This window comes from Myxococcus qinghaiensis (genome assembly GCF_024198215.1).
Classification (GTDB): Bacteria; Myxococcota; Myxococcia; order Myxococcales; family Myxococcaceae; genus Myxococcus; species Myxococcus qinghaiensis.
On record NZ_JAKCFA010000007.1, the window covers coordinates 434,774 to 458,299 of the forward strand.

Sequence of the window (23,526 nt, forward strand, 5' to 3'; positions counted from 1 at the left end):
GCGGCTTCCTAATGCGCCCGCCCGTCGGCTCGCAACCGAAGCCGCGCGCGCCAGGCGCCGCCGCCTCAACGCCCCAGCGTCAACTCAGTGCTAGAGGGCACATCCACCACGCGCACCTCCGGGCCTCCCGGGGTCTCCACATGGAACGCGCCCCACACCACGGTGTAGCGCCCGGGCGGCAGGCCCGACACGACGACCTGCTCGGAGCGCGGCTGGTAGACGAGGTGCGCCCACCGTGAGCGCATCAACTCCTGCGCGGGCGGGTTGGTCGACACGGGGATTTCTCCCGCCACGACCCAGAGCGCCTTGCCCCGCTCGGGCTTGAGCTGCACCGTGAGGGACGCGCTCCCGGGCGAGGGCCCCAGGTCCAGATGCATCTCCGCGCCTCCCACCTGGACCACCAGCGCCGGCTCCCCCGAGTACTCGCGGCCCGAGCCCAACATGAACCTGTAGCTGCCCGGTGCCACCTCCACGGAGTAACCGCCGTCGGGGCCGGTGACGATGGTGAGCGGCTCGCCGCGGTCGCCATTCACCGCCTCGACCTCGATGCCCGCGGCCGGCTGTCCTCCCGTGCGGAACACGCGGCCACTCAGGCGGGTGGCCTGCTTCAACGTCAGCTCCAGCGCCGCGCGACTCCCGCGCTCCACCGCCTGCGTCCCGCTCAACCGGCCCTTGCGCGCGGACACGGTGTAGCGCGCGACATACGGCGGACTCGCCAGCGTGAAGCGGCCGTCCGGTCCCGAGAGCACCGACTCGTCACACACCTCGCAGGACACCACCGCGTCCGCCACCGGCCCGCCGCTCGCGTCGCGCACCAGGCCGCTGATGCTCGGCAGCTTCTCCAGCACCAGGTCCCCCAGCTCGGGTGACGCGGGGCGGTCCACCATCAGCGGCTCGTAGCCGGAGGCATCCACCGCGACGATGACGCGGTCACCCGCCGTGGGCAGCGCCAGCTCGAAGCGGCCGTCCGGGCTGTCCACCTGATGCTCGTCCATCCGGAAGCGACGCACCGGCGCGCCGTCATCACCGACGACGCGGCCCCGGAAGACGTCGCGCTTCTTGAGCACGACCTTGACCGGCGGCCCGCCCGCCTTGCCCTCCGCGCGCTCAGTCTGGTCATAACCGGAGTGCTTCACCTCCAGGCGGTAGCCCCGGTCCGGACGCAGCGAGCGGAACTCGAAGTGTCCCCGAGCGTCGCTCATGACGGGCTCCGCGCCGCGCGGCACCACCGACAGCGAGGCCCCGGCCACGGGCGCGCCTTGCATGTCCACCACGTCGCCCGTCAGGGGCGCGCCAGGCTTCAGCTCCGCCTCCAGCTTGAGCGTCTGACCATCCGCCACCGTCACCTGCCGCCGCTCGGAGGGCTGGTAGTCCGGATGCGAGGCCACCATCGAGTACGTCCCTTCCGGAAGTCCGCGCATGGGCACGACGCCGTCCGGACCGGAGGGCCTGTCACTCCGGAAGATGCCTTCCTGGTCCACCCACAGCACCACGTCCGCGCCCTCCACGCGGCGACCACCGGACGACACCGTCACCTCCAGCGCGGCGTGAGGCTCCAGCGGAAGCTCGACGCCCGAGGCCGGCGCCGTCACCTTCACCTGACCACCGCCCCACTCCGAGTGGTGCGCGTGCAGCTCGTACAGGCCCGGCGTGGGCACCTGCGCGGAGAAGTGTCCTTCCCCATCCGCCAGCACCGTCGCGCCCGTGGGCTGCACCAGCACGGACACGCGGGGCGCGGGGCGGCCGTATTCGTCCATCACCCGTCCGGTGATGAGCGTGGCGCGCTCCAGCTCCAACTCCAGCGTCGTCTCGCCCTTGCCCACTCGCGCGGGGAGCTGCGTGTCGCGGAAGCCCTCCGCCTTGCCTTCCAGCAGGTACTCGCCGACCGCCAGCGGGCCCAGCTCCACCAGAGCGCCCGTGGCGGCGCGTTCACGGCGGACCAGCTCACCCCGCGCGGTGCGCAACATCAGCTCCGGAGTGGGCACGGGCTGACCTGCCTCATCCACCACGGTGACGAGCAGCTTGCCCGCCTCTTCCAGCTCCAGCGTCACCTGCGTCACGCGCGCATCGAGCGTCAGCGTCCGCGGGGCAGAACCCAACCCCGGGGCCTCCGCCGTCACCACCAGCTCGTCCGGATACAGGCCGGTGAAGCGCACCACCTCGCCTTCGGTGCGCAGCTCACGCGAGAGATGGTCGGCACGCAGGCGCACCGTCGCCGCGGCGGGTTTGCCCTGTCGCATGACGCGGACCTCGAGTGTCCGCGCGGGCGTCAACTGCAACCGCACCGGCTGAGGCCCGGCCTCGACGTGGGCCTCCACGGCGGGCAGATACCCTTCGGCCATCGCCAGCACGTAGAACGGGCCCTCGCCGAGCCCCTCCAGCGAGAAGACACCTTCCGCGCCGGACTCCGCCTCGAAGGGCAGCGGCACCCGACGCGAGACGGCGTGCACGCGAGCGCCCAGGAGCGGCTGTCCCGCCTCGTCCACCACCTGGCCGCGAATGGAGCGCAAGGGCGGCAGGTACAGCTCCACCGGGTCTCCCGGGGCCGCCCTGTCCCGGAGCGCCACGCCCAGGCCCGAGGCGCGGGCCCACACGGAGAAGGACACACCTACGAGGTGCTCGAAACGGAAGCGCCCTTCCGCATCCGTGAGCACCGTGGCGCGAGGACTGAGGAAGCCCCGCTGTTGTTCGAAGAAGGCGAGCGTGTGCAGCGTGGACTCGCGCGCGGGACAGGACAACAGGGCCTGGTCGCACTCGTCGCAGCGCACGTCCACCAGCGTCCGCTCGGCGCTGGCCGCGAGGAAGACCTCCGCGCCCGACACGGGCTTGCCGGCCGAGTCCAGCACGCGGCCGGTGAGCGCGAGCCCCTCCTGGCCTCCCGAGGAGACCTCCACCGCGGAGAACTCGGGCAGCGACTTCGGCGTGGAGTGCGGGGAAGTGGTGGACGAGGTGCTCCCAGGTCCGCTCTCGGAACGGGACCAGAGCCAGGCAGCCCCAGCCATCACCAGGGCCGACATCACCCCTATGAGAATCCAGTTGCGCATGCGCACGTCTCTCGGACCTTAGCCCGCGGCCGGGCCCGGAACGGGTGATTCCCACCGGAAATTCCGGACCCCGTCCTCTCCCGGACGCTCCCCCCATGACGCGTTCCCACCCGGTGGCCTGCGTTGCCACCGGGCTGACACCGTCATGCGCCCGTCAGTGCTTCTCGTCGTCCTCGAGCGCGGTCAGGCGCTTCTCCACCTGCTCGAAGCGCGCATTCGTCGAATCCGCCAGCGAGCCGAGTAGCCGGGCCAGGCGGCCGGCGTGAGTATCCATTCGCTGAAGTCCGCCAGACAGGGCGCGAAGCTCGCCCACCACCGACTCCACGTGCGTCATCATGACATCCGCATTCGAGCGGAAGGAATCCATGTTCCGCCACATGACGTCCATGTTCTGCCGCGTGACGTCCATGCTCTGCCACATGACGTCCATGTTCTGCCGCATGGCGTCCATGTTGGCCTGCATCGTGCCCATGTTCTCGCGCATGGCGCCCATGTTGACCTGCATCGCGCCCATGTTCTCGCGCATGGAGCCCAGGCTCGTCAGCGCGTGGCCCATCCCCGACGACATGATGCGCGTATGCGTTCGCGTGGTCTTCATCTCCTCCCGGAGCTCCGCGACCTCGCCAATCAACCGCACCATCACGTCCCGCCCCACCGCCCTCGCCATGCGACCTCCCACCACGGTTTGGCGGGAAGGTACGCGGCGGGTCTGACGTGGACGGGATGAAGCAACCGGGCCACGACGCGTGCGCTCGCTCATGGGGGCTCCCCTCACTCTTCCGCGAAGGGCTGGATGGCCTGCGCCACGGCGAGCTCCTGTCGGGCCTCGCTCAACTCCGAGTTGGTCGCGCGCAGCCGGTCGCTCAGCACCTGCACGAAGCTCCAGAGCATCTTCACCGCGAGGATGGACTCGCGCTTCATCAGGCCCATCAGGTCCGGACGGGAGATGACCATCGTCCGCGTGGGCTCCGTCGCTCGCACCGTCGCCGAGCGCGGCGCGTTGTCGATGAGCCCCATCTCTCCGAAGTGCCCACCGGAGCGCAGCTCGGCGATCTCCACGCCGTTCTTCTCGATGGCCACCCGGCCCCGGATGACGACGAACAGCTCCTCGCCCGGCTGCCCCTCCACCACGATTTCGCGGCCCGCCGGATACGTGCGCGTGGTGGCGATGGACAGCACCGCCGTCTGCTCCTTGTACGTGAGGTGACGGAAGAGCGGAATCTTGCGCAGCGCCTCCATGCGCGACTGCGCTTCGCTCGTCTCCTCGTTCGCCATGGCCGCGCTGTCGCCAGCCACCTTCACCACCACCGCGGTGATGTTGTCCTTGCCGCCGCGCTCGTTCGCGACGTCGATGAGCCGCTTGGGCAGGTCCACCGGCTGGAGCCCCGACACCAGCGGCAGCATCTCCTCGTCCTCGACGTAGCCATGCAGGCCGTCCGAACAGAGGATGAACATGTCGCCGGGCACCAGGTCCACGATGAGCGTGTCCACCTGGACCGACTCCTGGATGCCCACCGCGCGCGTAATCACGTTGCGGTACTGCGACGTGGCCGCCTGCTCCTTGGTGATGGTGCCGGCCTTGAGCTGGGCGGCGACCAGCGTGTGGTCCTCCGTCAGCCGGTGACACTGGCCGTGTCTCACCAGGTACACGCGGCTGTCGCCCACGTGGCCGATGACGGCCTTGTTGCCGCCCACCGCCAGGCACACGAAGGTCGTCCCCATGCCCCGCTTGGTCGAGTCCGTCATCGCCGTGCGGTAGATGTCCGCGCACGCGCGCTGCACGGCCACTTCCACCAGCGCCGCCGCCGCCGACCGACTGTCCGCGGTAGGGTTGTTGCCCAGGTCTTTCAGCAGATGCCGGTTCGAAGTGATGTGCTGCTTGACCACCTCGGTGGCCCGATTGCTGGCGACCTCACCCGCCGCGTGCCCACCCATGCCGTCGGCCACCACGTACAGGCCGAGTGACACGTCCACCAGCATCGCGTCTTCGTTGTGCTGCCGCTTGCGGCCGACGTCGGTCAGTCCGAAGGCTTCTGTGGTCAAGGCCACCGCGAACACTCCCGTGTGTGACTGTAGGCGACTCCGCACGTTATGCAGGCCGCTGGAGACGTGGCAAGGCTCAGGGAGCCATCCGAATCGCGAGCATCCGGACAAAGCCGCTTGCCGTGTAGAACGCCAGCTCCACCTGTCCGAAGCGCAACCGGACGCCATCCTCCAGGAGGACGGGCTTGCGAGGGGAGAGCCGAACCCCGCCGAGCCATGAACCATTCTTCGAGCCGGCATCCGTCAGCAGGATGCCCGCCTGGGCTTCATCACGGGCGAACCAGGCGTGGAAGCGCGACACACTGCCGTCATCCAGCACCACGTCGTTGTTGCCCGTGCGGCCCACCGTGATTCCCCGTCCGAAGGCGTTCGTCCGGGACTTCACCACCGGAAACACCACCGGCTCGTTCGCCCCCAGCGTCGGCGGCCCCGCGTTCGTCACCGTCTTCAACCGGTACTCCTCCTGCTCCGGCAGGCTCTCAGGCGTCGGCGAAGGCGAGAAGACGAGCAGCCCGGGCGGCAGCTGCCGCTCGAACTCGCCCCGGTTGCGCAGGTACCGCGAAACATGGGCGCTCAGCAGCTCGGGCATACGGGGGGTGCGGGAGGGGGGGGAGATTCCCGCGCAACCCAGTCTACGCGGACTTTACCGCCAATCCACGAACAACCCGACCATGGGGCCGCCCACGAAGCCCCGGCCCAGGTAGCGCCGCTTGAGGCCGAAGGGCTCGCCGTAGCCCACGGTGACACCCGTGGCGAACTGCTCGAACTGGTAGCCCACCTGGATGCGGCCTTCGATGATGCCCGCGGTGTGCTTGTCCGGAGGCGCGCCGCCGTCGAAGTGGGCGCCGTAGAAGACGGGCCCACCCGTCACCTGGAACCCCCAGTGCAGGCTGTCGGGCAGGTGGTTGCGATAGCCCACACCCACCTGGGCGGTGTGCTCGTAGTACGAGCCCAGGAACGTCTCGGGCTTGCCCGCCACCGGGTTCGGCATCGCGGTGCCCCACCCCAACCCACCTTCGACCAGGAAGACGAAGGCGTCCTTGCGGTCCTGGAAGAAGGCCCACTGCCACTGCACCTTCAGACGGGAGGTGAGCAGTTCCTCCCGGAGCGAGGCGCCCAGGACGACGCCACGAGGCAACCAGGCGGGTGTGGGCGAGACGTGCTCGCGTCGCGACCGAGACGACTGGGCCTGGGCGGTGGAAACAAGACCCAGCGTAAAAACCAGCAGGACGAAGAGCTTGCGGTGCATAGGAACCCTCTTCCCGCCATGGAGCGGAGCGCTTGTCAACGAAGTGTTGGGTTGGCTATGACGCGTTCGTTACCTGCGGATGGGTACGGAGCCAGGCCTTGCCTGGGGCCGCCCACCATGGGGCACCAAGGAGCGGGACACCGCATGCCAGTCGTGACAGTCCGGGCCAGCAGCAAGCAGAGCCAGAGCTCGGCGAAGTTCGACACCTTGGTCCGCAAGGCCACGGAGAAAGCCTCCGACCTGCTGGGCCAGAGTGATCGCGTGCTCGTCGTCTACGAGAAGGGTTGCGCGAGCATCTACTACGAGGGTGACGGCGTGCGGCCGGCCCCCGTCTCCCGCGTCTCCTAGCAGTCGTCGTGAGGTTCAGCTCAGGGGCCCGATTCGGGGGCCCCTGAGGCAGGAGGATGGAACGCGGAAAAGCGCGGGGGCGTCCTGGAGGAAGTTCGCGACTGTCCTCTCTTCCCAAGGAACTCCGTGCGCCCGCTCCTCCTCGTCCCCTTCCTCGCGCTCCTGGCGTGCTCCACCTCTCGGCCGCACGCGCGGGCGGAGGTCAGCGACGGCCTGTCGGAGCGGGGAGGAGCCCCGGGCGCGGCATTCGAAGGCCGGTCCATCATCCATCGCGCCTCCCTGCAGGTGGAGTGTGACGAGCCGGAGAAGGGCCCCACGCGAGCCGCCGTGCTGGCGAAATCCCACGGGGGCTATGCCCAGCAGGTGATGACCGAGAGCATCTGGGTGCGCATCCCCGCCGAGCGGCTGGAGGGTTTCCTGGCCGCGGTGCCCGCGCTGGGCACCGTGGAGAGCAAGAGCGTCTCCGCCGAGGACGTGACGGACACGCACCGCGACCTCAAGGTGCGCCTGGACAACCTGACGCGCATCCGCGAGCGCTACCTGGAGCTGCTCCAGCGCGCCGTCACCGTCGAGGACACGCTCAAGGTGGAGAAGGAGCTGGAGCGCATCACCCTCGAATACGAGACCCTCAAGGCGCGCATGGAGGGACTGGAGGGCAGCATCGCGCTGTCCACGGTGTACCTGGACTTCAAGCGACCGGTGAGCCCCGGGCCCTTGGGCTGGGTGTTCTACGGGCTGGGCAAGGGCATCAAGTGGCTCTTCGTCTGGGACTGACCGCGGCACTCGCACCTGCCCTCTTCGACGAGGGCAAGGCCCTCCAGGTCACGCTCGTGCCACGGCGGACAGGGACATCGTCCGGCTGAGGACGCTCGGCGCTCGGATGCGTGGGCGCTGGGATGACCTGGAGAGGGAAAGAAGGATCTGCTGGGGCTGACCTCGCGAGAGCCCGCACAAGGGACGTCATCGGGATGCGCCCGGCTTCGAGCGGGCCAGCGGTGCTGGAAACCCTCTCCGGGGCGATGAGGCACATCGCATGCCCTCGATGACGACGACTTCCTCGGGCGTCTTCGTCCAGCTCGGCGCGAGCCGGGATGGACTGGACCCGTATCTCGACGCGGCTCGCCGGCGCGGACTGCAGACCCTCCTCGTCGAGACGCCCGCGTACCTGGGCTGGCGTCAGCGACTGGGGCGCCGCCCCTTCGACCTGGAGCTTCCGGTGGAGCATCCCTCGCGGCCCGCGGAGGTCCAGCACTTCCTCGAGTCGCTCGGGATACCGGTGACGCTGCTGCTCGCGGGCTTCGAGCGGTACGTGGACTGCGCCTTCGCCCTCGCGCCCATCATGGAGCACGGGCCTCGCCAGCGGTGGCCACATGGGGCCTTCAGTCCCCTGGACAAGTGGGGACAGCGCGAGGCCCTGGCCCATGCCTTTCCCCAGGTGCTCCAGCCGCGCCACGTCAGCTTCGAGCTGGGCTCACCGGGTGCCGCCGCCGCGCTCGGGCGGGTGGGCTTTCCCCTGGTGGTGAAGCCCTCGAATGGAAGAGGAGGCCTGGGTGTCTTCCTCGTCGAGGATGCGGAGCAGCGCGACCGGGCACTGTCGGCCCTGGGAGACCTGTCCAACGACGACGGCGGGCGCTTCGAGCGGGCGTTGCTCGAGGAGTTCATCGAGGGACGCGAGCACTCCCTCCAGGGGCTCGCGCACGAGGGGCAGGCGCTGCTCCTCACCACGTGCGAGAAGCTCGTGACGCGCGAGGCGGCTCCCGGCACACCGACGCTGCGTGGGTTTCGCGAGGCAGGCCACATCGCCACGCATGGAGACCGCGCGGAGCCCGCCCTGCGCGCGCTGGCCCAGGCGTGCCTGGATGCCACGGGCTACCGCGAGGGCCCCTTCCATGTGGACCTCCTCCGCAATCCCCAAGGGGCCTTCTTCGTCGAGATGGGCTTCCGGCTCTCCGGAGGTGGGCTCTCCGGACTCGTGGATAGAGCCACGGGGACGAAGTGGGCGGAACTCGTCTTCGAGACGCACCTGGGCGAGCGGGTTCCCAGGCTCCCGCCCTTCCGTGAAGGACCTGGTGCCTATGTGGGCCAGGTGACGTGTACTTCCGAGGACGAGCTGCGGAACGGTGAGGCCTTGCGTGCGAAGGGGGTCACGGTGGAGGTCCAGCGCTTCGCCGCGATTCCACCCATGGTCGAGGCCATCGCGAGTCCCCGCAAGGAAGCGCTCGCCGCCGACAAGCCGCGCGACTCGGGCAGCGCGGGGCGCCTCGTGGTCAGCGGCGCCACACTCGAGGAAGTGCGCCACCACCTGCGGTCCTGCATCGCGGCCCGATGGGGAGCTTGAGATTGCAGCCTCTCCCCCCTTGGGCCACGACAAGCAGCCACCGTGAAACCAAGGCAGCACCCATTCATGCCGCACATGACGAAGAGGCCCCTGGCTCGATGCGAGAGCCCGGGGCCTCCGAGACTTCGAGAACGTCAGCCTCGACTACGGATGCGGGTTGCTGCTCCAGCAGGTCGCGTGGGCATTGAGGCCGCAGAAGTTGTTCGCATAGGCATTGCACTGCCCGTACGCGACGCTCTGCGTGGCCCACATCCACTCGCTGGTGCTACGGCAGCGCCACGAACACGTGCGCCCACCCTTGTCCCAGCCGGCACAGTTCGCGGTCCAGGACGCGCTCACCTCACCCGGAACGCGGTCTCTCGACAGCACCGCCGTCGAGGGGTCCGGCAGAGCGGCCTCCTCGGCCATCTCCTCGGGAGCTCCGCCGCACGCGGAGAGGCACGCCATGGACACCAACGCCATCATCAGGGGCTTCATCAGCTTCTTCATGGGAGGGATTCCTGGGGTGAAGAGGGTGTGGACGCGACTCAGGGAATGCTCCAGCAGACGCTGTACGGCTCCCTGCCGCAGTCACGCCGCGCCACGTTCTCGCACTGGCCCCACGCGACGTCGTTGTAGCCATACCAGTGACGCCAGTCGTTGGCCGTGCACTTGAACGTGCAGTGCCGCGCGCCGTGGTCATAACCCTCGCAAACACCCTGCTCCGCCTCGCCAACAGGAATCTCGGTGTCAGCCACTTCCTCCGGCGCGCCACCGCACGCCGCCAACAGGCCTCCGAACGCCAGACTGATAATCAGGGTCTTCATCTTCACGGGTGATTGTCCTTGGGGTGTGTGCCGGCGAGATGCCCGACCCCGGGAATATAACCTGATTAAGCCGACTTAATCAAACTACGAGACTTAACAGATTTACCAACCTGGACGGGATTCAACCAGACAAGCCAACGCACGCTCGGCTCGAAGAATGAAACAGTGAGCACGCTCCCTCCTGGGGTCCAGCAACCCCAGGGCGGGTCACGGGATTGGGTGCTGCTTCGTCAGGACCACGTGGGTCGCGTGGCTCGTGGTGACGTGCTCCGTGCACTTGTAGCCAAGGCTCACCGTGTCGATGCCCGCGAGGAGGTGCTCGCCACGACCGAGGAGCACAGGAGAGATGGCCAGGTGGAGCTCGTCGATCAACCCCTCGGAGAGGTACTCGCGGATGGTGGCGACGCCGCCGCCGAGTCGGACGTCCTTGCCCTGCGCCGCCTCCTTCGCGCGCTTCAGCGCGGCATGGATTCCGTCGGTCACGAAGTGGAACGTCGTGCCTCCCTCCATGGTGAGCGGCTCGCGGGCATGATGCGTGAGCACGAAGACGGGCACGTGGTAGGGCGGGTTGGCTCCCCACCACCCCTTCCAACCGTCATCGGCCCAGGGGCCACGCGTCGGCGCGAACATGTTGCGGCCGAGAATCCAGGCGCCGACGTTCGCGAAACCGCGCGCGGCGAAGTCGTCATCCGGACCACTTCGCCCCACTTCGTCGCCAATCAGCGCTCCGGCGAAGTCGCCGTGGAGTTTCTGGAACGTCCGCGTACCGAAGACCCACGTGTGCAGCGCGGTGCCTCCGACGCCCAGGGGATTGTCGAGGTCCTGGCCAGGCCCAGCGCCGTAACCATCGATTGAGATTGAGAATGCGTTGACCCGAAGCTTCGACATGAGTGCAACTCCATTCGGCCCAAGCATCGCCTGCGCCCGCGTGAGCAACCCTCTACCGGAGTGGCGACGAACGAGCCAGGGGCCCATCGACACGCCCCATCGTTCTTGACCGTCGGTGCCACCTGCAGCCAGGCCTCTTCAAGCAACCAGCAACTCGGCGGGTGGGGGCCGAGGATACCCACGCAGTCCCGTCCAAGGATCCTCTCCGCCGCGAACGACAGGTTTGCAGGAGAGCCACCTAATGTTCTATAGCCCCACTCAACCCGAGGGGGATTCAATGTCTGTTTTTCTTTGTGTCGGGCGTGCCGCGTCCCTGGTGACGACTGTGCTTGCCCTGGGAGTGTTCGCGGCCTGTGGTGGAGGCGAGAGCGCCTCGCCTCCGACGGCGAGTGCCGACGTCAAGGTCATGCTCGGCCAGGCTTTGTCTGCCGATGACGTGGCGCGCATCCGAGTGGAGGTCCAGGGCCCGGGCATCCCCACCGCCTTGGGGATGGACCTCGTCCGCGATGGGAACACGTGGAACGGCACGCTCCACGACATCCCCGCGGGGGCTGACCGCTTCTTCACGGCGAACGCGTACGACGCGGCGTCCACCCTCCTCTACGCGGGCCATGCGGGTCCCATGGCCATCCAGGCCGGCGGCGTGGCGGCGGTCTTCATGTTGCTGCAGCAGGCCTCTCCCCACCCGCCCTTCGAGAACGAGGCCCCCATCATCGACTCGCTCGCGGTGTCCTCCAACGAGGTGGAGCCGGGCGCTTCCCTCACCCTCTCGGCGGTCGCGCACGACAACAACCCGGGTGACACGCTGACCTATACATGGAGCGCGCCCGGGGGCACGTTCAGCCCCCCGTCCGCCGCGTCCACCACGTGGACCGCGCCCGCCACAGAGGGCATGCAGCGCATCCAGCTCGAGGTGCGGGACTCCAAGAACGCCACCGCCACCGTCACCGTCGACCTCACCGTGCGGAACGTGGGCCCGACAGGCCGCGCCGCGGTGACGGTGCGCCTGAACACCTGGCCGGAGGTGAGCGCGATGATGGGGGCGCCCTCCGTGCTCGCCGTGGGTCGGCCGACGCAGTTGGCGGCCTCGGTCTCCGACCCGGATGGAGACACCCCGTACTTCTACTGGACCTCCACGTGTGAGGGCACCTTCGACTCCGTCAACGCCCCCACCCCGACGTTCACCCTGAGCGCCGTACCCGTCGAGGGCCGGTGCGGCTTCAGCGTCTTCGCCTCGGACATCTCTGGCGGCCTTCACGAGGGCATCCTCACCCTCCAGGTGGGCCCCGGCCCCCAAGTGGACATGCAGCGGGTCCCCGTCGTGGACAGCGTCTCCCAGTCCTCCGAGCGCGCGGGCCTCGGCCAGCTCGTGACGTTTGGACTCACCGCGCATGACCCGGAAGGAACGGCGCTGAGCGTCTCCTGGGTGGCCTCGCAAGGCACCCTCGTGGCGACTCGCGGAAGCGGGGGTTCGGCCTCCGCGGACTGGACGGCCCCGGCCTGCTTCGACACCCCCGCCGAGGTGACCGCCATCATCACCGACGCGAGCGGCGCCGCCACGGATGTGACGTTCACCGTCCGGCCGGGGGCCAACACCCCTCCTTGCGACGAGACGACGGTGCTCGGCCACAGCTCCACGTTCTATTTCCAGGAGGACGGCTCCACCGTCACGCGTCCCACCGACCTGAGCACGACCTTCATCGTCGCCTGGGTGCCCACGGCGGAGGGGACCTATACGTCTCACTTCGGCCTCGGGCTGCGGGATGGCACCTTCGTCATCCAGGGCGTGGAGAGTGCGCCGTACCTGCTGCAGATCAACTCGGCCTACTACTGGACGCACAGCCGCACGCCGGACTTCAGCGAGGCGCTCGCGGGCCGCGCCGACCTGGAGCCGGAGCCCGAGGGCACGCGCCTCAACCTGGACCTGAGCGGGCTCGGCCCGTGGGCCTCCGGAGACGAGCTCCAGGTCAGCGCCTTCGGAGCGGGCCTCACCTACTTCAGCCTGCGGGATTGTGCCTCACCGGCCCTGGGTCCCGTGGTGGGCTCGACGGTCCTCTCCGGCGGCACCGGGTACAACACGTCCCTCGAATACTGCGGCAACCGGGTCGGTCGTATCGACGTGGCACGCGGGGACACGGTGTACGTCGGCCAGTTGGTGGCGCGCGCTCCGGTCGCCGGGGGGCTGAACGTGCTCCGGGAGGTGCGCCGGGGCTTCGAGGTCTCCAGCGGGAGCCCGGGAGGCGTGGTGTCCGGGGGTGGCGCGGTCAGCCTGACGGGGACGCTTGTGCCCCAGGCCACCTCGTCGCGGACGGTGCAGATGAATGCCTCCGAGTTCGAGGCCCTGGTGCTCGCCGCCCATCCCCGCGTCACGCTGCGCAACACCCAGGACCTGACTGTCGGAGCGCTGCCGGGCTTCATGCGCTACGGCACCTACGCCAGCTGGTTCGACCTGGCCTTCGGCACCAACCTCGTTCCAGGCCAGCCGCTCGTCACCCAGGAGCTGGAGTTCGCCGACCCCTTCCCGGCATCGTGGACCCGGTTCGCCGCCAACATCGCGGCGGGCTCGATGACCTACTCGGTGCCACGGGAGGGCGGTGGCAACACCGTGCCGACGTCGCACCGGTTCACCGTCTATACACATGCGCCGTTCCAGGAAGGCGCGCCCCTGCGGCTCAGCCCCATGGTGGGCCCGCCGCGCGAGCTTCGCATCAACGGTCTGGCCACCACGGAGGATGGACTCCAGGGCGTGGGCGAGACGCCCCTCGTGACGTGGAGTGCACCGGTCCTGGGCACTCCCACCTCGTACACCGTGCGCCTGTATGAGATCTACGCGACGAGCACGAATCAGACGGGCCGCTTCCAGCGAGCATTCTTCAGGACGACGGAGACACAGCTCCGTCTCCCGCCGGACCTCCTTTACCCCGGGGGCCACTACTTCCTCCAGGTGGCTTCCGACGTGCGGGCCGGCGGGGAGGTGGGCAGTCCCCGTTTCGACGCGCCGTGGAGCGCCACCGCCCCCGCGTTCACGGGCCGCTTCCAGCGCTGACCGAGCCCCGCCGAATCTGAATCCAGACAGCGCCCCATGACGTGAACGGGCCAGGCTCCAGGAACGCACCTGGAGCCTGGCCCGAGTCTGTTTCAGCGGCGGGTGTCGTCTCGGTTCAAGGGCACTCGCCCAGGCTCTCTTCGACGAAGAAGGGGGTCCTGCGCCCCGTGCGGTCGGGCGTTCTGCCGCAATAGCAGCGCTCCGTGCCGACCACCGTGGTGTGCGCGGCGTCGCTGTAGTAGGTGACGAAGGACTCCGTCAGACAGATGAGCCGTTGCTCCTGTGAGTCCACCTCCGGCTCCACTCCCCGGTCGGCCTCGTCCACGCCACAGCCGAACTGAAATCCGACGACCGCGAGCCCCAGAATCAAGAATGAACGCATTGCGCCTCCAGATGGGTGAGGTGCTCCAGGTGATTGCAGCGAGGACATGATGCCATGAACTCCCGCGCCAGGACATGCGGGCAGGAGATTTCATGGCACATGAAACACTTCAGGCCGCTTGGAAGAGGACTGGATACCCAGGGCTGAAGTACCCCCTCATCTACGGTGGTGTTCGTGGAGGCGAAGTTCCACGCACTGCCGCGCCAGTTGGGCTTTGAGTGCGTGGTGCGCTTCCGTGCGGAGGAGCTTGGGTGCAACAAACATTTGAGGATGCTTCAGCCCTCAACGAGGCCGGAAAACCATAACTCCAGGGACGAGTGACGCCAGCACGTTGCCCAAGCGGGCGGACACAAGTCCTGACAGCCCCCAAAGCCAATGCCAGCCAAAATTTCCATCAGGAAATACAAGACAGCGGAGTCTTGATTTGTTGGAAATGAAAAGAATACCCTTTCCGTCATGACCCCATCAAAAACACTGGCAGCGTCGCTGCTTGCCTTGTCCTTGTTCGCGGCAAGCCCGGCCCTGGCCCAGGTGCAGGTCCTCAGCATCACTGCGCCTACGACCATTCCCAATCCCTACAACATCTTCACAATCAACTACACACTGACTGGGAGCAAGCTGGGTCTGGCCACCGCCCAGATCAGGTTCTACCTCGCGCCCACCCAGACGGGGACCAGCGGCCGCGTGCTGCTGTACTCGGGGCAGATCCTCCTCGGCTCCGCGGGTGGTGGGCTCTACCGCCCGCCGGTCGGGACCCAGTCGATCTCTTTCATGCGCGCGACCGTGGATTATGCGGCACAGCCGGTGCTGGATGAGCTTGCGGCGGCATGCCAACCAGCGGGCCGGTACATCCAGGCTGAGGTGGACTCCGGCATCGTGCGAGGCGATGACACCCTGATTGGAACCACCAAGCCGGCGGATTTCGCTTTCACGGGCGGAACGCTGAGCCCCGCGACGATTCAGCCCGGAGGGACCACCTACTTCTCGTTCGACCTGAACACACGGTGCCCCGCCAATTCGGCGTCGACCGTCGGCGTCTTCCTGGCCGATGCCAACTATCAACTGCTGAGCTACCTCGGCGGGATTTCCATCAACGCGGGTTCTGGAACCTGGTCCCTGCCCGCCACCCCGCTCACCTTCTCTCCTGCCATTGCCACGGGCTCCTACAACCTCGTCCTGCTGGCGGACGTGGATGGCGTGATTCCCGAGAGCAACGAGAACAACAATGCCGGCGCGTTCTCCCTGGAGATCGTCCCCGCCCCTATCGCCGCCCTGGGTGACGACGCCACCTCGCTGACGACAGACGTCGCGGTTCCCGTCGACGCGGAAGTGCGAGCCGCCCAGCGGGCCACTGGAGTGGATGGCTCCCTCCAGGCGCGCTGAGCGCCCTCCACGCTGCGCCGGGACGCGCTCCCCACGACCCCGAGTCACTTGGGGAGCGCGAATCCCGCCAGGGTGGGCGGGAGCCTCAGCGCGGGGTGAGACACCGAAGAAGCAAGTCCGGTGTCCACCTGACTGAATTGAAGAAGCCACCGCCCCAGGGACATCAGGCCGTGTGGAAGGCCCTGGCGAAGAGGTTCTCGAGGCGCGACTTCTCGGGCTGGATGGTGCTCGCGGGCGAGGCCACGCTCGTGGCGTTGGCCAGGGCGGGACGCAGGCCCGACGCGATGCCCGGCTTGATGTGGTGACGCAGGTCCACCGCCACGTCGGACTTCAGGTGCGTACCCACTCCCGCGGCGGCATTGACGTCCGCGGCCGTCTTGAAGAAGCCGTTCTCCAGTCCCACCTTGCCGCCCGCCTGGGCCGCGGCGCCCGCCACCACGCCGCCCGTGACGGAGCCGTGCAATCGGCCCAGATGCCCGCCCGCCGTGCCGTAGGCACCCGCCGTGGCGGACGCGCCCACCTGGCCGGAGAGCATCGCCGTGGCCGTCTTCGGGTCCAGGCTCGCCACGCCCTCGGCGTAGGCGTTGGCGGAGGCCCTGGCGTCGCCCCTCACGTAGCCGCCCACGTGCCGGTTGAAGTCATGGCTCGCGCTCGCTCCCACGCCCACGCCCGTCTCCGCCTTGGCCGTCAGCGCGCCCGTGTACGCGTGCTCGTTCCGGTCCAGCGAATAACCGGCCTGTGCCTGGCCCTTGAAGCTGGTGGCGTCGGCGGTGAGCTGGCCGCTCGTCACGCCGAACCGGCCCGCGTGCGTCTTCTGCAGCTCGTAGGCGGCGCTGGGGCCGTTCACCTCGGCCTGCGCGGACTGGTAGCGCACCCCGTTGCCGCTGTAGTTCGACGTGGAGGCCTGCATCGAGCCCACGTTGCCGCTCAGCTTGCCGCCGCCGTAGGTGTCCCGCTCGAAGGGCCGGCCCGGCCTGTCGACGAGCATGTTCTGATTGGCGCCCGGGGGAGCCGTGAGCTTGTTGTCACCGCCGCTCACCATGATGTCCGAGGCCTGGCCCGTCGTCTTCTCCCAGGGGCTGTAGGTCGGGCCGCCCTCGGGCATGCCCGGGTGCTTCACGGGCTTGGACTCCGGAGCGCTCGGCGTGCTCGCGGCGGGCTTCGTCTGCGAAGGCTTCAGCGTCTGAGAAGAGGGCGCCGAGGCGGGGAGCGTGTTGGCGCGCGCGGGAGGCTTGGGCTTGGACGTCGAGGAGGAAGGGAAGGTCGAGGAACGGGAGGGGGACGAACCGAGGCGGCGGCTACGCATGGGGGGCTCCTCAAGCAGTGCGGCGGGTGGGGTCGGTCAGTGCTGCGATGTCCTGTCTGATTGCACCCGACATGCCACGCTCAAGTAGCCCGGTGTGGACAAGGCACCTCCCTGATTTCAATGGGTTGGAGGGAGGGCCGCGGAAGGCCAGGGGCGAGCCCTGATGTCTGCGGTCATCAGGGCCCTGACAGCAGTCATCCCCCTCGCGAGCAGAGCGGCGGTGAGTCCTGGCCTCAGACAGGCTCGACACCCGCGCGGGCTAGGATTCACCGCCATGCGCCTCCGAAGGCCCGCTCTCGCACTGTCCTCCACGGCCGCGCTGCTCTTCGGTGCCTGCTCGCATTCCCCCCCGGTCCTTGAGTGCGGGCCCCTGCGCAGCCACCTCGACATGTGTGTGGAGGAGTTCGCCCGGGGGAACCTGGACAGGGCTGCGGACTATTGCGATCTGGGCCTGGAGTTCTTTCCCCAGAACCCCGAGCTGCGAGCCCACAGGGGACTCATCGCGCTGATGCGGCACGACACCGCGATGGCGAAGCGGCACCTGCGTCAAGCAACCCAACAGAGTCTGGCCCAGGCCACGCGGCTCGCGCCCGAGGACCCTCTCGTCTGGCGGGACCTGGGCACCGTGTTGATGGAACAGCGGCGCTTCAGGGAGGCGGAAGCCGCCTTCCAACACTGCGCGCACCTGCGTGAGCCGCCCGCCGAATGCCAGACGGGTCGCGAGCAGTCCCTTCGCGCCACGGAGCCGTGAGGCAGACCGCGCATCCCCCGCCGACGCGTCAAGACGTGAACTGAAGCCGTCCGGCGTCCTTGCCGCACGGGACGTGCGCGAAACCTGAAGGCCCCTGGAGTGGAGCCGTCCAGCCGGGAACGATGCGGCCCGCGGCGCCGTGGTCGCGGTTCACCGCTGGGAGTTCACCGGGACAAGCTGGCTCACGTTCGCCATGCCTCCGTCCCCTCCTCCCGACTTCCAGCAACTCTTCGAGCAGCTCCCTGGCGCGTACCTCGTCGCCCTGCCGGACGCGGACTTCACCCTCATGGCGGTGAGCGACGCCTACCTGCGCGCCACCGGGACGACGCGAGAGGACCTCCTCGGCCATCCCCTCCTCGAGCTGTTCCCCGACAACCGGGAGGACCCGAATGCCGCCGGTGTCCACGACCTGCGCGCCTCACTGGAGCGCACCCTGACCACTCGCGCGCCGGACACAATGGCCGTGCGGAAGCATGACCTCCAGCGACCCGAGGCCGAAGGTGGCGGCTTCGAGGAGCGCTACTGGCGTCCCCTCACCACGCCCGTCCTCTCCCCCGAGGGCGAGGTGCGCTACCTGCTCCACCGGCTGGAGGACGTGACCGACTTCGTGCGCCTGTCGCGCGAGCACACGGCGGCCCTTCAGGGGCGCACCACGGAAGCGAAAGGGGAATCGCCGCATCGGGCCCAGACGCTCCAGGCCGACAACCAGGAGCTGCGCGCCACCCAGGAGCGGCTCCTCACCGAACGCACGCACACCGCAGAGGAGATGACCCGCGACGCGGCCATCCTTCAGGCCATCCTCCAAGCCATCCCGGATGGCCTGTACGTGGGCGATGCCACCGGCATCAAGTTGGCCAACAGGCCGGCGCTGGAGATGCTCGGCTTCCAGTCCCTGGAGGAGCTGAACCAGAACGTCGCCAGCCTGGGCGAGCGGCTGCAGAACCACTCCGCCGAGGACGGCCACCGGCTCGCGCCCGAGGAGGAGCCCTTCATGCGGGCCTTCCGGGGGAAGGCGACCACCCAGGAGGTCCGCGCGCGCCACCTGCTGACGGGCCGGGACGTGGTGGTGCGCTGCGCCGCCGCTCCGGTGTGCATCGGGGATGACATCATCGGGGCGGTCGCCGTCAACACAGACATCACCGAGCGCAAACACATCGAGGAGGAGCTGCGGCAGACGGCCGAGTTCCGCGAGCGCTTCCTCGGCATCGTCTCCCATGACTTGCGCAGTCCCCTGAGCGCCATCCTCTTGTCCTCCAACGCGTTGATGCGTTCGGAGGACATCATCCCGAAGCACCTGACGGCCGTGCGCCGCATCGCGCTCAGCGCGGAGCGCATGGAGCGGATGATCTCCGACCTGCTCGACTTCACGCGCGGGCGGCTGGGTGGCGGCATCCCCATCAGTCCCCGCCCCGCCAACCTGCGCGCCCTCTGCCAACAAGTCAGGGAGGAGCTGGAGATTGGCCATCCGCAGCGGGCGCTCCGGCTAAGCGTCCACGCGGGGCACTTCCGGGGCGAGTGGGACGCCGACCGGCTCACGCAGCTCCTCGGCAACCTGGGCAAGAACGCGCTGGACTACAGCCCCACGGACACTCCCGTGGACTTCGTGCTGCGCGACGAGGGGGAGCAGGTGTGCGTGGAGGTTCACAACGAAGGCCCGGCGATTTCCCCGGACCTGCTCCCGCACCTCTTCGAGCCCTTCAGGAGGGCGACGGACAAGGGACATCCGACGTCCGGCCTGGGACTGGGCCTCTTCATCGCCCAGCAGATCGTCCGCGCACACGGCGGGCACGTCGAGGCCCGCTCCAGTCAGGAGGAAGGGACCACGTTCACCCTGTGGCTGCCGCGCTCCGTTCCCGTTTCGAGTAGCCGAGGCCCGGACGGGACTCCGTGACCCGGCGCACCGTGGACGAGGCCATCACACCAGGGACTGGCGACAGGAGCGAGACACGTTGCTTCCCATCACCTTTCCGTTCATGGGAAGGACACCCCGGAAAAGATGACGGTGTGACCGGTGCTCGGCTCCCAGAGCTTGAGGGTGTAGGGACCCAGGGCCTGCGTTTCCGGCGCGTCCGCCTGCACCACGATGCGTTGTTCGCTTCCTCCGGGAGCCACGGGCCCGGACTGCCACACCGGCAGCGCCTTCAACTCCACGCCCTTCGGGTCTGTCAGCACAGCCTCCGTGGTCGCCCAGGTCTGAGCGCCTTCGGGGTTCTCGAGAAGCACCTCCAGGACGACCTGCCGCACGGAGCGATAGCTGAGGACACGCAACGTGACGGCTGAGCGGTCGCCTCCGCCCCTGTCAGCAGGATGAACACCAGAAGGGCAGCGGAGCACTCGGCATGCACGAAGCGAATCCTCACGAAGCAGCCATGAGGCTGCGTCACCCGAAGTGGTCGACCGGCTTCAATTCCCCCACGGGATAGACGCGGGCGGAATCAGCATCGCCACCCGGCTTTCGCTCCATGCCCCGCTTCCCGTCCTGGCCCAGCAACTCCATGCACACGGGATAGGTCGCACGACGGTCATGCGTGACGGCCGAGGTAAAGCGGCCGTACACACGGTCCCCCAGGACGATCTGGCCGGTGACCACCGAGGCGCTGCGCAGACCTTCCCACCCTTCGCCCAGTCGCACCTGCGTCTCTCCGGGGTTCACGGAGATGACATGCGGTTCACCCTTGATGACGTTGAGGACGACGCGCGTGTAGCCCGGCCGGATGCCCAGCTCCTCCATGGGCTTCAAGGCCCCCGGAGGGCACTCTTCCGGTGGCGGAGCAGGACGAACCTGGGGACCGGAGCAGGCGAGGTTGAGTCAGGCGCCCGCCACGCCCATCGCCCTCATCCCCACCTTCTTCACCACGCGCGCAGACGGCTTCGACTCCTTTTCCGGCGCCATGACGACGAGTCATTCGGGATGTTCCCTGTCACTCCTGCGCTGAATCCGTCACCGGCGAGGGCCACGAAGGCAGGACCCCGCTGGCGCTCACGGGGCGCAAGGATTGTCGGAAATCGCAGCAGCCCTCGTTGACAACGTACGATTCGAATCGTACTTTGAATCCACCATGCGAGACTGAGCAGCGTGCAGGGGCTGTCGGGGTCCACCCAGACAGCTCAATGGTTGTTCATTGTCCTTCGAGAGGTCACGCGGCCCGTGCGGGCGTGTCCAGGGTTGGTGTGTCTCGAGGCGCCCATATGGGTCGGCCTGACGGCCGAAGTCTGTCTTCACAGCGGTCATTGGAATGGAATCCATCATGAATAGCAAGACCATCAAGCACTCGACTCTCGTCGCGGCACTGTTCCTCGTCTCCAACGTCTCCTGGGCCAAGGTGCCCCAGTGGAGCTCCGTCGCGCTCCTGGAGGGTGCCGCAGCCGTGTGCACGGACCTGCCCGGAGACCTTGCCGCGGCGGCACAAGACGCTGGCATTCCCATCCACGTGGAGCAGATTGCCACGACGACCGCGGAGGCCTTCGTGTTCACCGCGGCCCCCGTGGTGGACCTCGCGTACGTTCCACCCGCGGCCTTTGCCCATGGCGTGGATGCGGCGTTCATGTATCTGAACGCACCTGCGACCAACATCCCCACGGGTTATTACCGCGTGACGGTGACGGCAAAAGCGAGCGACATCCGGGTCGGTACCTATGGGGGAAGCGTGGGGCTCTTCGCCCTGAATGGGAACGAGGTCGCTCGTGCTTCCGCGACCTTCGAGACCTCCTCCCTGACTGTGCCCGAGTCCTTGCCGTTCAGGCCCGCGCTGGTCACCGTGCGTGGCAGCCCCCACCACATCCAGGGAGGGGTGCTGCTGAACCCGACCACGCTCACCGTCTGGACGCCGACCGGTCTCATCTTCATCCACGACTTCTTTCCGGCGTAACCGGGATGCGGCTCTGATGAGGTTGCCAAAGGCAAGCTCCGGCCACTTGCCAGCGTGGAGGTGGATGTTGATGGGCTTGCCTTCGCCGGCATCAATGCTGGTTGGAATGGAATGGCGGTAGGTCTCGGGCTGATGGGCTGCGGCATTGAGGAGCCGGCGTCTCCACTCCAAGAGGAAACCCAGGGTGAAGTGGAGCAACACATCTGCGATGCACACTGTGAGACGGATACGACGGGGTATCAAGCGGGGCGGTGTCTGGAGCATCAGTCGCGGGTTCGTTCCTGCCAGTTCATCCCCTACACACGAGCCGGAGCTCATTGTGAACCTGGCGTGTACCTGCCGCCGGGCGGCCGGGCGCATGTGGCCGCCCGGCGTTCGGTGTAGGGGAAGGGAGGGCGAACAGTCCCCTGCCTGGTGACGGGCCTCAGCAGCCCAGATTGCTACCAGGGCTCACGCCAAGCATGCTGGCGATGTCCTGATATTTCTGGATGCGGCTCTGCACCTGCCCCGGGTTTCCACCGTTGCACTCCAGCGTGCCATTGATGGTGCGGATGGTCTCACCGAAGCCGTGCCCGTTGACCATGGCGCTGTGCGCGGTCATGTTCCCGGCGCCCGTCTGAGTGGTCCAGAACCAGAAGGCGGAGCGCCAAGAGGCGTTCGCGTCCTGGGCCAGCAGGTCGGGATTCGTGTGCAGCGGCAGGTTCAGCGCCGCTCCGGCCGCGCAGTAGTTGCCGTTCCAGGACAACTGGATGGGCCCACGTCCGTAGTACTGCTTGCCCGGGGCGCAGTTGCAGCCCGGCGGGCCCCAGGAACCACAGTAGGGGCCGCGAGCGATCTCCTCGATGTAGACGTAGTTCCCGGTCTCGTGGGCCGTGTTGGCGAAGAAGGCCGCCACCTCGCGCTTGCGCGTCTCCAGCGAGCCCGTGTTGGCGAAGGCCGGGAAGGTGCTCGCGGCGGCGATGAGGCTGCTGTACGTGTAGAAGGGGTTCCGGTTCGGGAACATGGCATTGAACGTGGACTCGCTCAGGATGGCCGCCAGTCCCGTGCCGCCACCTCCGTCGATGCGGTCGAACGTCCAGCGCTGGTTCGTCCGCTGCTCGTAGGGGTACTGCACCAGCTCCGTGCCGTTGGCCGTGTTGCCCCAGTACACGTCAATGGCCATGTCCGTGTGGCGCGCGCGGATGCTGAACTCGCTGCCCACCTCCTTCACGAAGCGGAACTGCTGGTTCGTCCCACCGCCGTAGCCCCATTGTTGGACGAGCGCGTTCGCCGCGGTGCTGCCGTCCTTGATGTCGAGCCCCTTGTTGCTGTTCACGTTGACGATGCTGAAGTAGCCGCCAGACGTGGGCGTGACGAGGAAGCGCTGTGCGTTGGTTCCGTTGCAATCCCATTGCTGCACCTTGGCGCCGTCCGCCGTGCTCGACGAGTCGATGTCGATGCACTTGTTGGTCATCACCGAACGGATGACGTAGGTGCCTTCGGTGATGGTGTCGACGATGGCGGCGCTTTCCACCTGCCCGACCGGCTCGAGGGCGGCGGGCGCTGGCTCGGCGCTCTCACAGCCCCCCAGAGCGCTCAGGCCCCCACAGATTCCCAGCAGGGCCAGACTGCGTGAAACGAACTTGCCAGACATGCTTGTGCTCCTTGCGGTCGAGGGTTTCTCGGGCACTCCACGCCAGGGGTGGGCGGAGGCCCTGGCTCCGGGCGACCGGGGCCGCAAGGACTGTACGGCAAGCCGTAAAACACGAATAAGCAGACTTACATGCGAGGCGAGAAGCGTTGAACAGCGGACGCGCCGCAGCGACTCAGGTTTACTGATGAGCAGTGGACGTGCCCTGGGGTAGCAAGGCATCCGAGAGCTCGGGGGCTCCCGGGGTGGCAGTGATTGGCCGCCCTGCCAAGTCGGGAGCGCCGGCGCGTGCTTGCCTCCGGGTCTTCTCAAGGGTGGCCCGCGGAGAGCCATCCACGGAGTCAGCGGGAGCATCGCCGCGAAGCGGGGCTCGCATCCACGAGCGGCACCGCCAACCTCGCACGTCGCCCCCCCAAGTCACGCATGCCCCAACTGACTACGTC

At 68.0% G+C, this 23,526-nt stretch carries 21 protein-coding genes; 8 read left to right on the forward strand and 13 right to left on the reverse strand.

What is annotated here, in order from left to right; all coding sequences use genetic code 11:
- Positions 1-65: 65 nt before the first annotated feature.
- From LZ199_RS15785 to LZ199_RS15805, 5 genes are all read right to left on the reverse strand, one after another.
- A complete protein-coding gene (locus LZ199_RS15785; protein WP_253994509.1) occupies positions 66-3,044 on the reverse strand; it encodes a carboxypeptidase-like regulatory domain-containing protein in 2,979 nt (992 codons plus the stop codon).
- Between the two features lie 154 nt (positions 3,045-3,198).
- On the reverse strand, positions 3,199-3,711 hold the full coding sequence (locus tag LZ199_RS15790; protein WP_253994510.1) for a hypothetical protein: 513 nt from the start codon (positions 3,709-3,711) through the stop codon (positions 3,199-3,201).
- 104 nt (positions 3,712-3,815) lie between these two features.
- On the reverse strand, positions 3,816-5,102 hold the full coding sequence (locus LZ199_RS15795; RefSeq protein ID WP_253994511.1) for a Stp1/IreP family PP2C-type Ser/Thr phosphatase: 1,287 nt from the start codon (positions 5,100-5,102) through the stop codon (positions 3,816-3,818).
- A gap of 61 nt (positions 5,103-5,163) precedes the next feature.
- Entirely contained in the window at positions 5,164-5,676 is a 513-nt protein-coding gene (locus tag LZ199_RS15800; protein ID WP_253994512.1) for an FHA domain-containing protein, read from the reverse strand.
- A gap of 54 nt (positions 5,677-5,730) precedes the next feature.
- The gene (locus LZ199_RS15805; protein ID WP_253994513.1) at positions 5,731-6,336 is read right to left on the reverse strand and encodes a hypothetical protein; all 606 of its coding nucleotides are present in this window, start codon (positions 6,334-6,336) and stop codon (positions 5,731-5,733) included.
- A 144-nt stretch (positions 6,337-6,480) separates the two neighbouring features.
- Here LZ199_RS15805 and LZ199_RS15810 point away from each other — a divergent pair, with 144 nt between their 5' ends.
- The 3 genes from LZ199_RS15810 to LZ199_RS15820 all read left to right on the forward strand — a co-directional run bounded on the left by LZ199_RS15810 (position 6,481) and on the right by LZ199_RS15820 (position 9,022).
- Entirely contained in the window at positions 6,481-6,684 is a 204-nt protein-coding gene (locus LZ199_RS15810) for a hypothetical protein (protein WP_253994514.1), read from the forward strand.
- A gap of 126 nt (positions 6,685-6,810) precedes the next feature.
- The gene (locus tag LZ199_RS15815; protein ID WP_253994515.1) at positions 6,811-7,458 is read left to right on the forward strand and encodes a DUF4349 domain-containing protein; all 648 of its coding nucleotides are present in this window, start codon (positions 6,811-6,813) and stop codon (positions 7,456-7,458) included.
- A gap of 259 nt (positions 7,459-7,717) precedes the next feature.
- The gene (locus tag LZ199_RS15820) at positions 7,718-9,022 is read left to right on the forward strand and encodes an ATP-grasp domain-containing protein (protein ID WP_253994516.1); all 1,305 of its coding nucleotides are present in this window, start codon (positions 7,718-7,720) and stop codon (positions 9,020-9,022) included.
- 144 nt (positions 9,023-9,166) lie between these two features.
- Here LZ199_RS15820 and LZ199_RS15825 read toward each other — a convergent pair whose 3' ends face one another.
- The 3 genes from LZ199_RS15825 to LZ199_RS15835 form a co-directional block, all read right to left on the reverse strand.
- Positions 9,167-9,511: a hypothetical protein gene (locus tag LZ199_RS15825; RefSeq protein ID WP_253994517.1), complete on the reverse strand. Its 345-nt coding sequence runs from the start codon at positions 9,509-9,511 to the stop codon at positions 9,167-9,169.
- A 38-nt stretch (positions 9,512-9,549) separates the two neighbouring features.
- Complete coding sequence (locus LZ199_RS15830) at positions 9,550-9,828, reverse strand: hypothetical protein (RefSeq protein WP_253994518.1); 279 nt, start codon at positions 9,826-9,828, stop codon at positions 9,550-9,552.
- Positions 9,829-10,035: 207 nt separating this feature from the next.
- Entirely contained in the window at positions 10,036-10,716 is a 681-nt protein-coding gene (locus tag LZ199_RS15835; protein ID WP_253994519.1) for a dihydrofolate reductase family protein, read from the reverse strand.
- Positions 10,717-11,032: 316 nt separating this feature from the next.
- Between LZ199_RS15835 and LZ199_RS15840 the strand changes: the two genes are divergently transcribed.
- Positions 11,033-13,762, forward strand: a complete 2,730-nt coding sequence (locus LZ199_RS15840) for an Ig-like domain-containing protein (protein ID WP_253994520.1) — start codon at positions 11,033-11,035, stop codon at positions 13,760-13,762.
- 115 nt (positions 13,763-13,877) lie between these two features.
- Here LZ199_RS15840 and LZ199_RS15845 read toward each other — a convergent pair whose 3' ends face one another.
- Positions 13,878-14,144, reverse strand: coding sequence for a hypothetical protein (locus LZ199_RS15845; protein ID WP_253994521.1), 267 nt, complete (start codon positions 14,142-14,144; stop codon positions 13,878-13,880).
- A gap of 456 nt (positions 14,145-14,600) precedes the next feature.
- Between LZ199_RS15845 and LZ199_RS15850 the strand changes: the two genes are divergently transcribed.
- On the forward strand, positions 14,601-15,527 hold the full coding sequence (locus tag LZ199_RS15850) for a hypothetical protein (protein WP_253994522.1): 927 nt from the start codon (positions 14,601-14,603) through the stop codon (positions 15,525-15,527).
- 163 nt (positions 15,528-15,690) lie between these two features.
- Here LZ199_RS15850 and LZ199_RS15855 read toward each other — a convergent pair whose 3' ends face one another.
- Complete coding sequence (locus tag LZ199_RS15855; RefSeq protein WP_253994523.1) at positions 15,691-16,833, reverse strand: hypothetical protein; 1,143 nt, start codon at positions 16,831-16,833, stop codon at positions 15,691-15,693.
- Between the two features lie 274 nt (positions 16,834-17,107).
- On the opposite strand from LZ199_RS15855, the gene LZ199_RS15860 reads away from it, so the two are divergent.
- Both LZ199_RS15860 and LZ199_RS15865 read left to right on the forward strand, forming a co-directional pair.
- Positions 17,108-17,584, forward strand: coding sequence for a hypothetical protein (locus LZ199_RS15860; protein WP_253994524.1), 477 nt, complete (start codon positions 17,108-17,110; stop codon positions 17,582-17,584).
- Between the two features lie 139 nt (positions 17,585-17,723).
- Complete coding sequence (locus LZ199_RS15865) at positions 17,724-19,475, forward strand: sensor histidine kinase (protein WP_253994525.1); 1,752 nt, start codon at positions 17,724-17,726, stop codon at positions 19,473-19,475.
- Positions 19,476-19,555: 80 nt separating this feature from the next.
- Here LZ199_RS15865 and LZ199_RS15870 read toward each other — a convergent pair whose 3' ends face one another.
- Both LZ199_RS15870 and LZ199_RS15875 read right to left on the reverse strand, forming a co-directional pair.
- A complete protein-coding gene (locus tag LZ199_RS15870) occupies positions 19,556-19,918 on the reverse strand; it encodes a DUF2381 family protein (protein WP_323389691.1) in 363 nt (120 codons plus the stop codon).
- Positions 19,919-19,964: 46 nt separating this feature from the next.
- Positions 19,965-20,324 (reverse strand): hypothetical protein, encoded by a 360-nt coding sequence (locus LZ199_RS15875; RefSeq protein WP_253994527.1) that lies wholly within the window; start codon positions 20,322-20,324, stop codon positions 19,965-19,967.
- 508 nt (positions 20,325-20,832) lie between these two features.
- Here LZ199_RS15875 and LZ199_RS15880 point away from each other — a divergent pair.
- Positions 20,833-21,453: a hypothetical protein gene (locus LZ199_RS15880; RefSeq protein ID WP_253994528.1), complete on the forward strand. Its 621-nt coding sequence runs from the start codon at positions 20,833-20,835 to the stop codon at positions 21,451-21,453.
- Between the two features lie 424 nt (positions 21,454-21,877).
- Here LZ199_RS15880 and LZ199_RS15885 read toward each other — a convergent pair whose 3' ends face one another.
- Positions 21,878-23,086, reverse strand: coding sequence for a glycoside hydrolase family 19 protein (locus LZ199_RS15885; protein ID WP_253994529.1), 1,209 nt, complete (start codon positions 23,084-23,086; stop codon positions 21,878-21,880).
- Positions 23,087-23,526: the final 440 nt, after the last annotated feature.

Excerpts from the sequence above, each read along its gene's own strand:
- LZ199_RS15850 (WP_253994522.1), top strand. The coding sequence starts at position 14,601 with ATGACCCCATCAAAAACACTGGCAGCGTCGCTGCTTGCCTTGTCCTTG.
- LZ199_RS15880 (WP_253994528.1), top strand. The coding sequence starts at position 20,833 with ATGAATAGCAAGACCATCAAGCACTCGACTCTCGTCGCGGCACTGTTC.
- LZ199_RS15825 (WP_253994517.1), bottom strand. The coding sequence starts at position 9,511 with ATGAAGAAGCTGATGAAGCCCCTGATGATGGCGTTGGTGTCCATGGCG.
- LZ199_RS15835 (WP_253994519.1), bottom strand. The coding sequence starts at position 10,716 with ATGTCGAAGCTTCGGGTCAACGCATTCTCAATCTCAATCGATGGTTAC.
- LZ199_RS15820 (WP_253994516.1), top strand. The coding sequence starts at position 7,718 with ATGCCCTCGATGACGACGACTTCCTCGGGCGTCTTCGTCCAGCTCGGC.
- LZ199_RS15830 (WP_253994518.1), bottom strand. The coding sequence starts at position 9,828 with ATGAAGACCCTGATTATCAGTCTGGCGTTCGGAGGCCTGTTGGCGGCG.
- LZ199_RS15885 (WP_253994529.1), bottom strand. The coding sequence starts at position 23,086 with ATGTCTGGCAAGTTCGTTTCACGCAGTCTGGCCCTGCTGGGAATCTGT.
- LZ199_RS15860 (WP_253994524.1), top strand. The coding sequence starts at position 17,108 with ATGCGCCTCCGAAGGCCCGCTCTCGCACTGTCCTCCACGGCCGCGCTG.
- LZ199_RS15785 (WP_253994509.1), bottom strand. The coding sequence starts at position 3,044 with ATGCGCAACTGGATTCTCATAGGGGTGATGTCGGCCCTGGTGATGGCT.
- LZ199_RS15800 (WP_253994512.1), bottom strand. The coding sequence starts at position 5,676 with ATGCCCGAGCTGCTGAGCGCCCATGTTTCGCGGTACCTGCGCAACCGG.
- LZ199_RS15845 (WP_253994521.1), bottom strand. The coding sequence starts at position 14,144 with ATGCGTTCATTCTTGATTCTGGGGCTCGCGGTCGTCGGATTTCAGTTC.
- LZ199_RS15790 (WP_253994510.1), bottom strand. The coding sequence starts at position 3,711 with ATGGCGAGGGCGGTGGGGCGGGACGTGATGGTGCGGTTGATTGGCGAG.
- LZ199_RS15805 (WP_253994513.1), bottom strand. The coding sequence starts at position 6,336 with ATGCACCGCAAGCTCTTCGTCCTGCTGGTTTTTACGCTGGGTCTTGTT.
- LZ199_RS15810 (WP_253994514.1), top strand. The coding sequence starts at position 6,481 with ATGCCAGTCGTGACAGTCCGGGCCAGCAGCAAGCAGAGCCAGAGCTCG.
- LZ199_RS15855 (WP_253994523.1), bottom strand. The coding sequence starts at position 16,833 with ATGCGTAGCCGCCGCCTCGGTTCGTCCCCCTCCCGTTCCTCGACCTTC.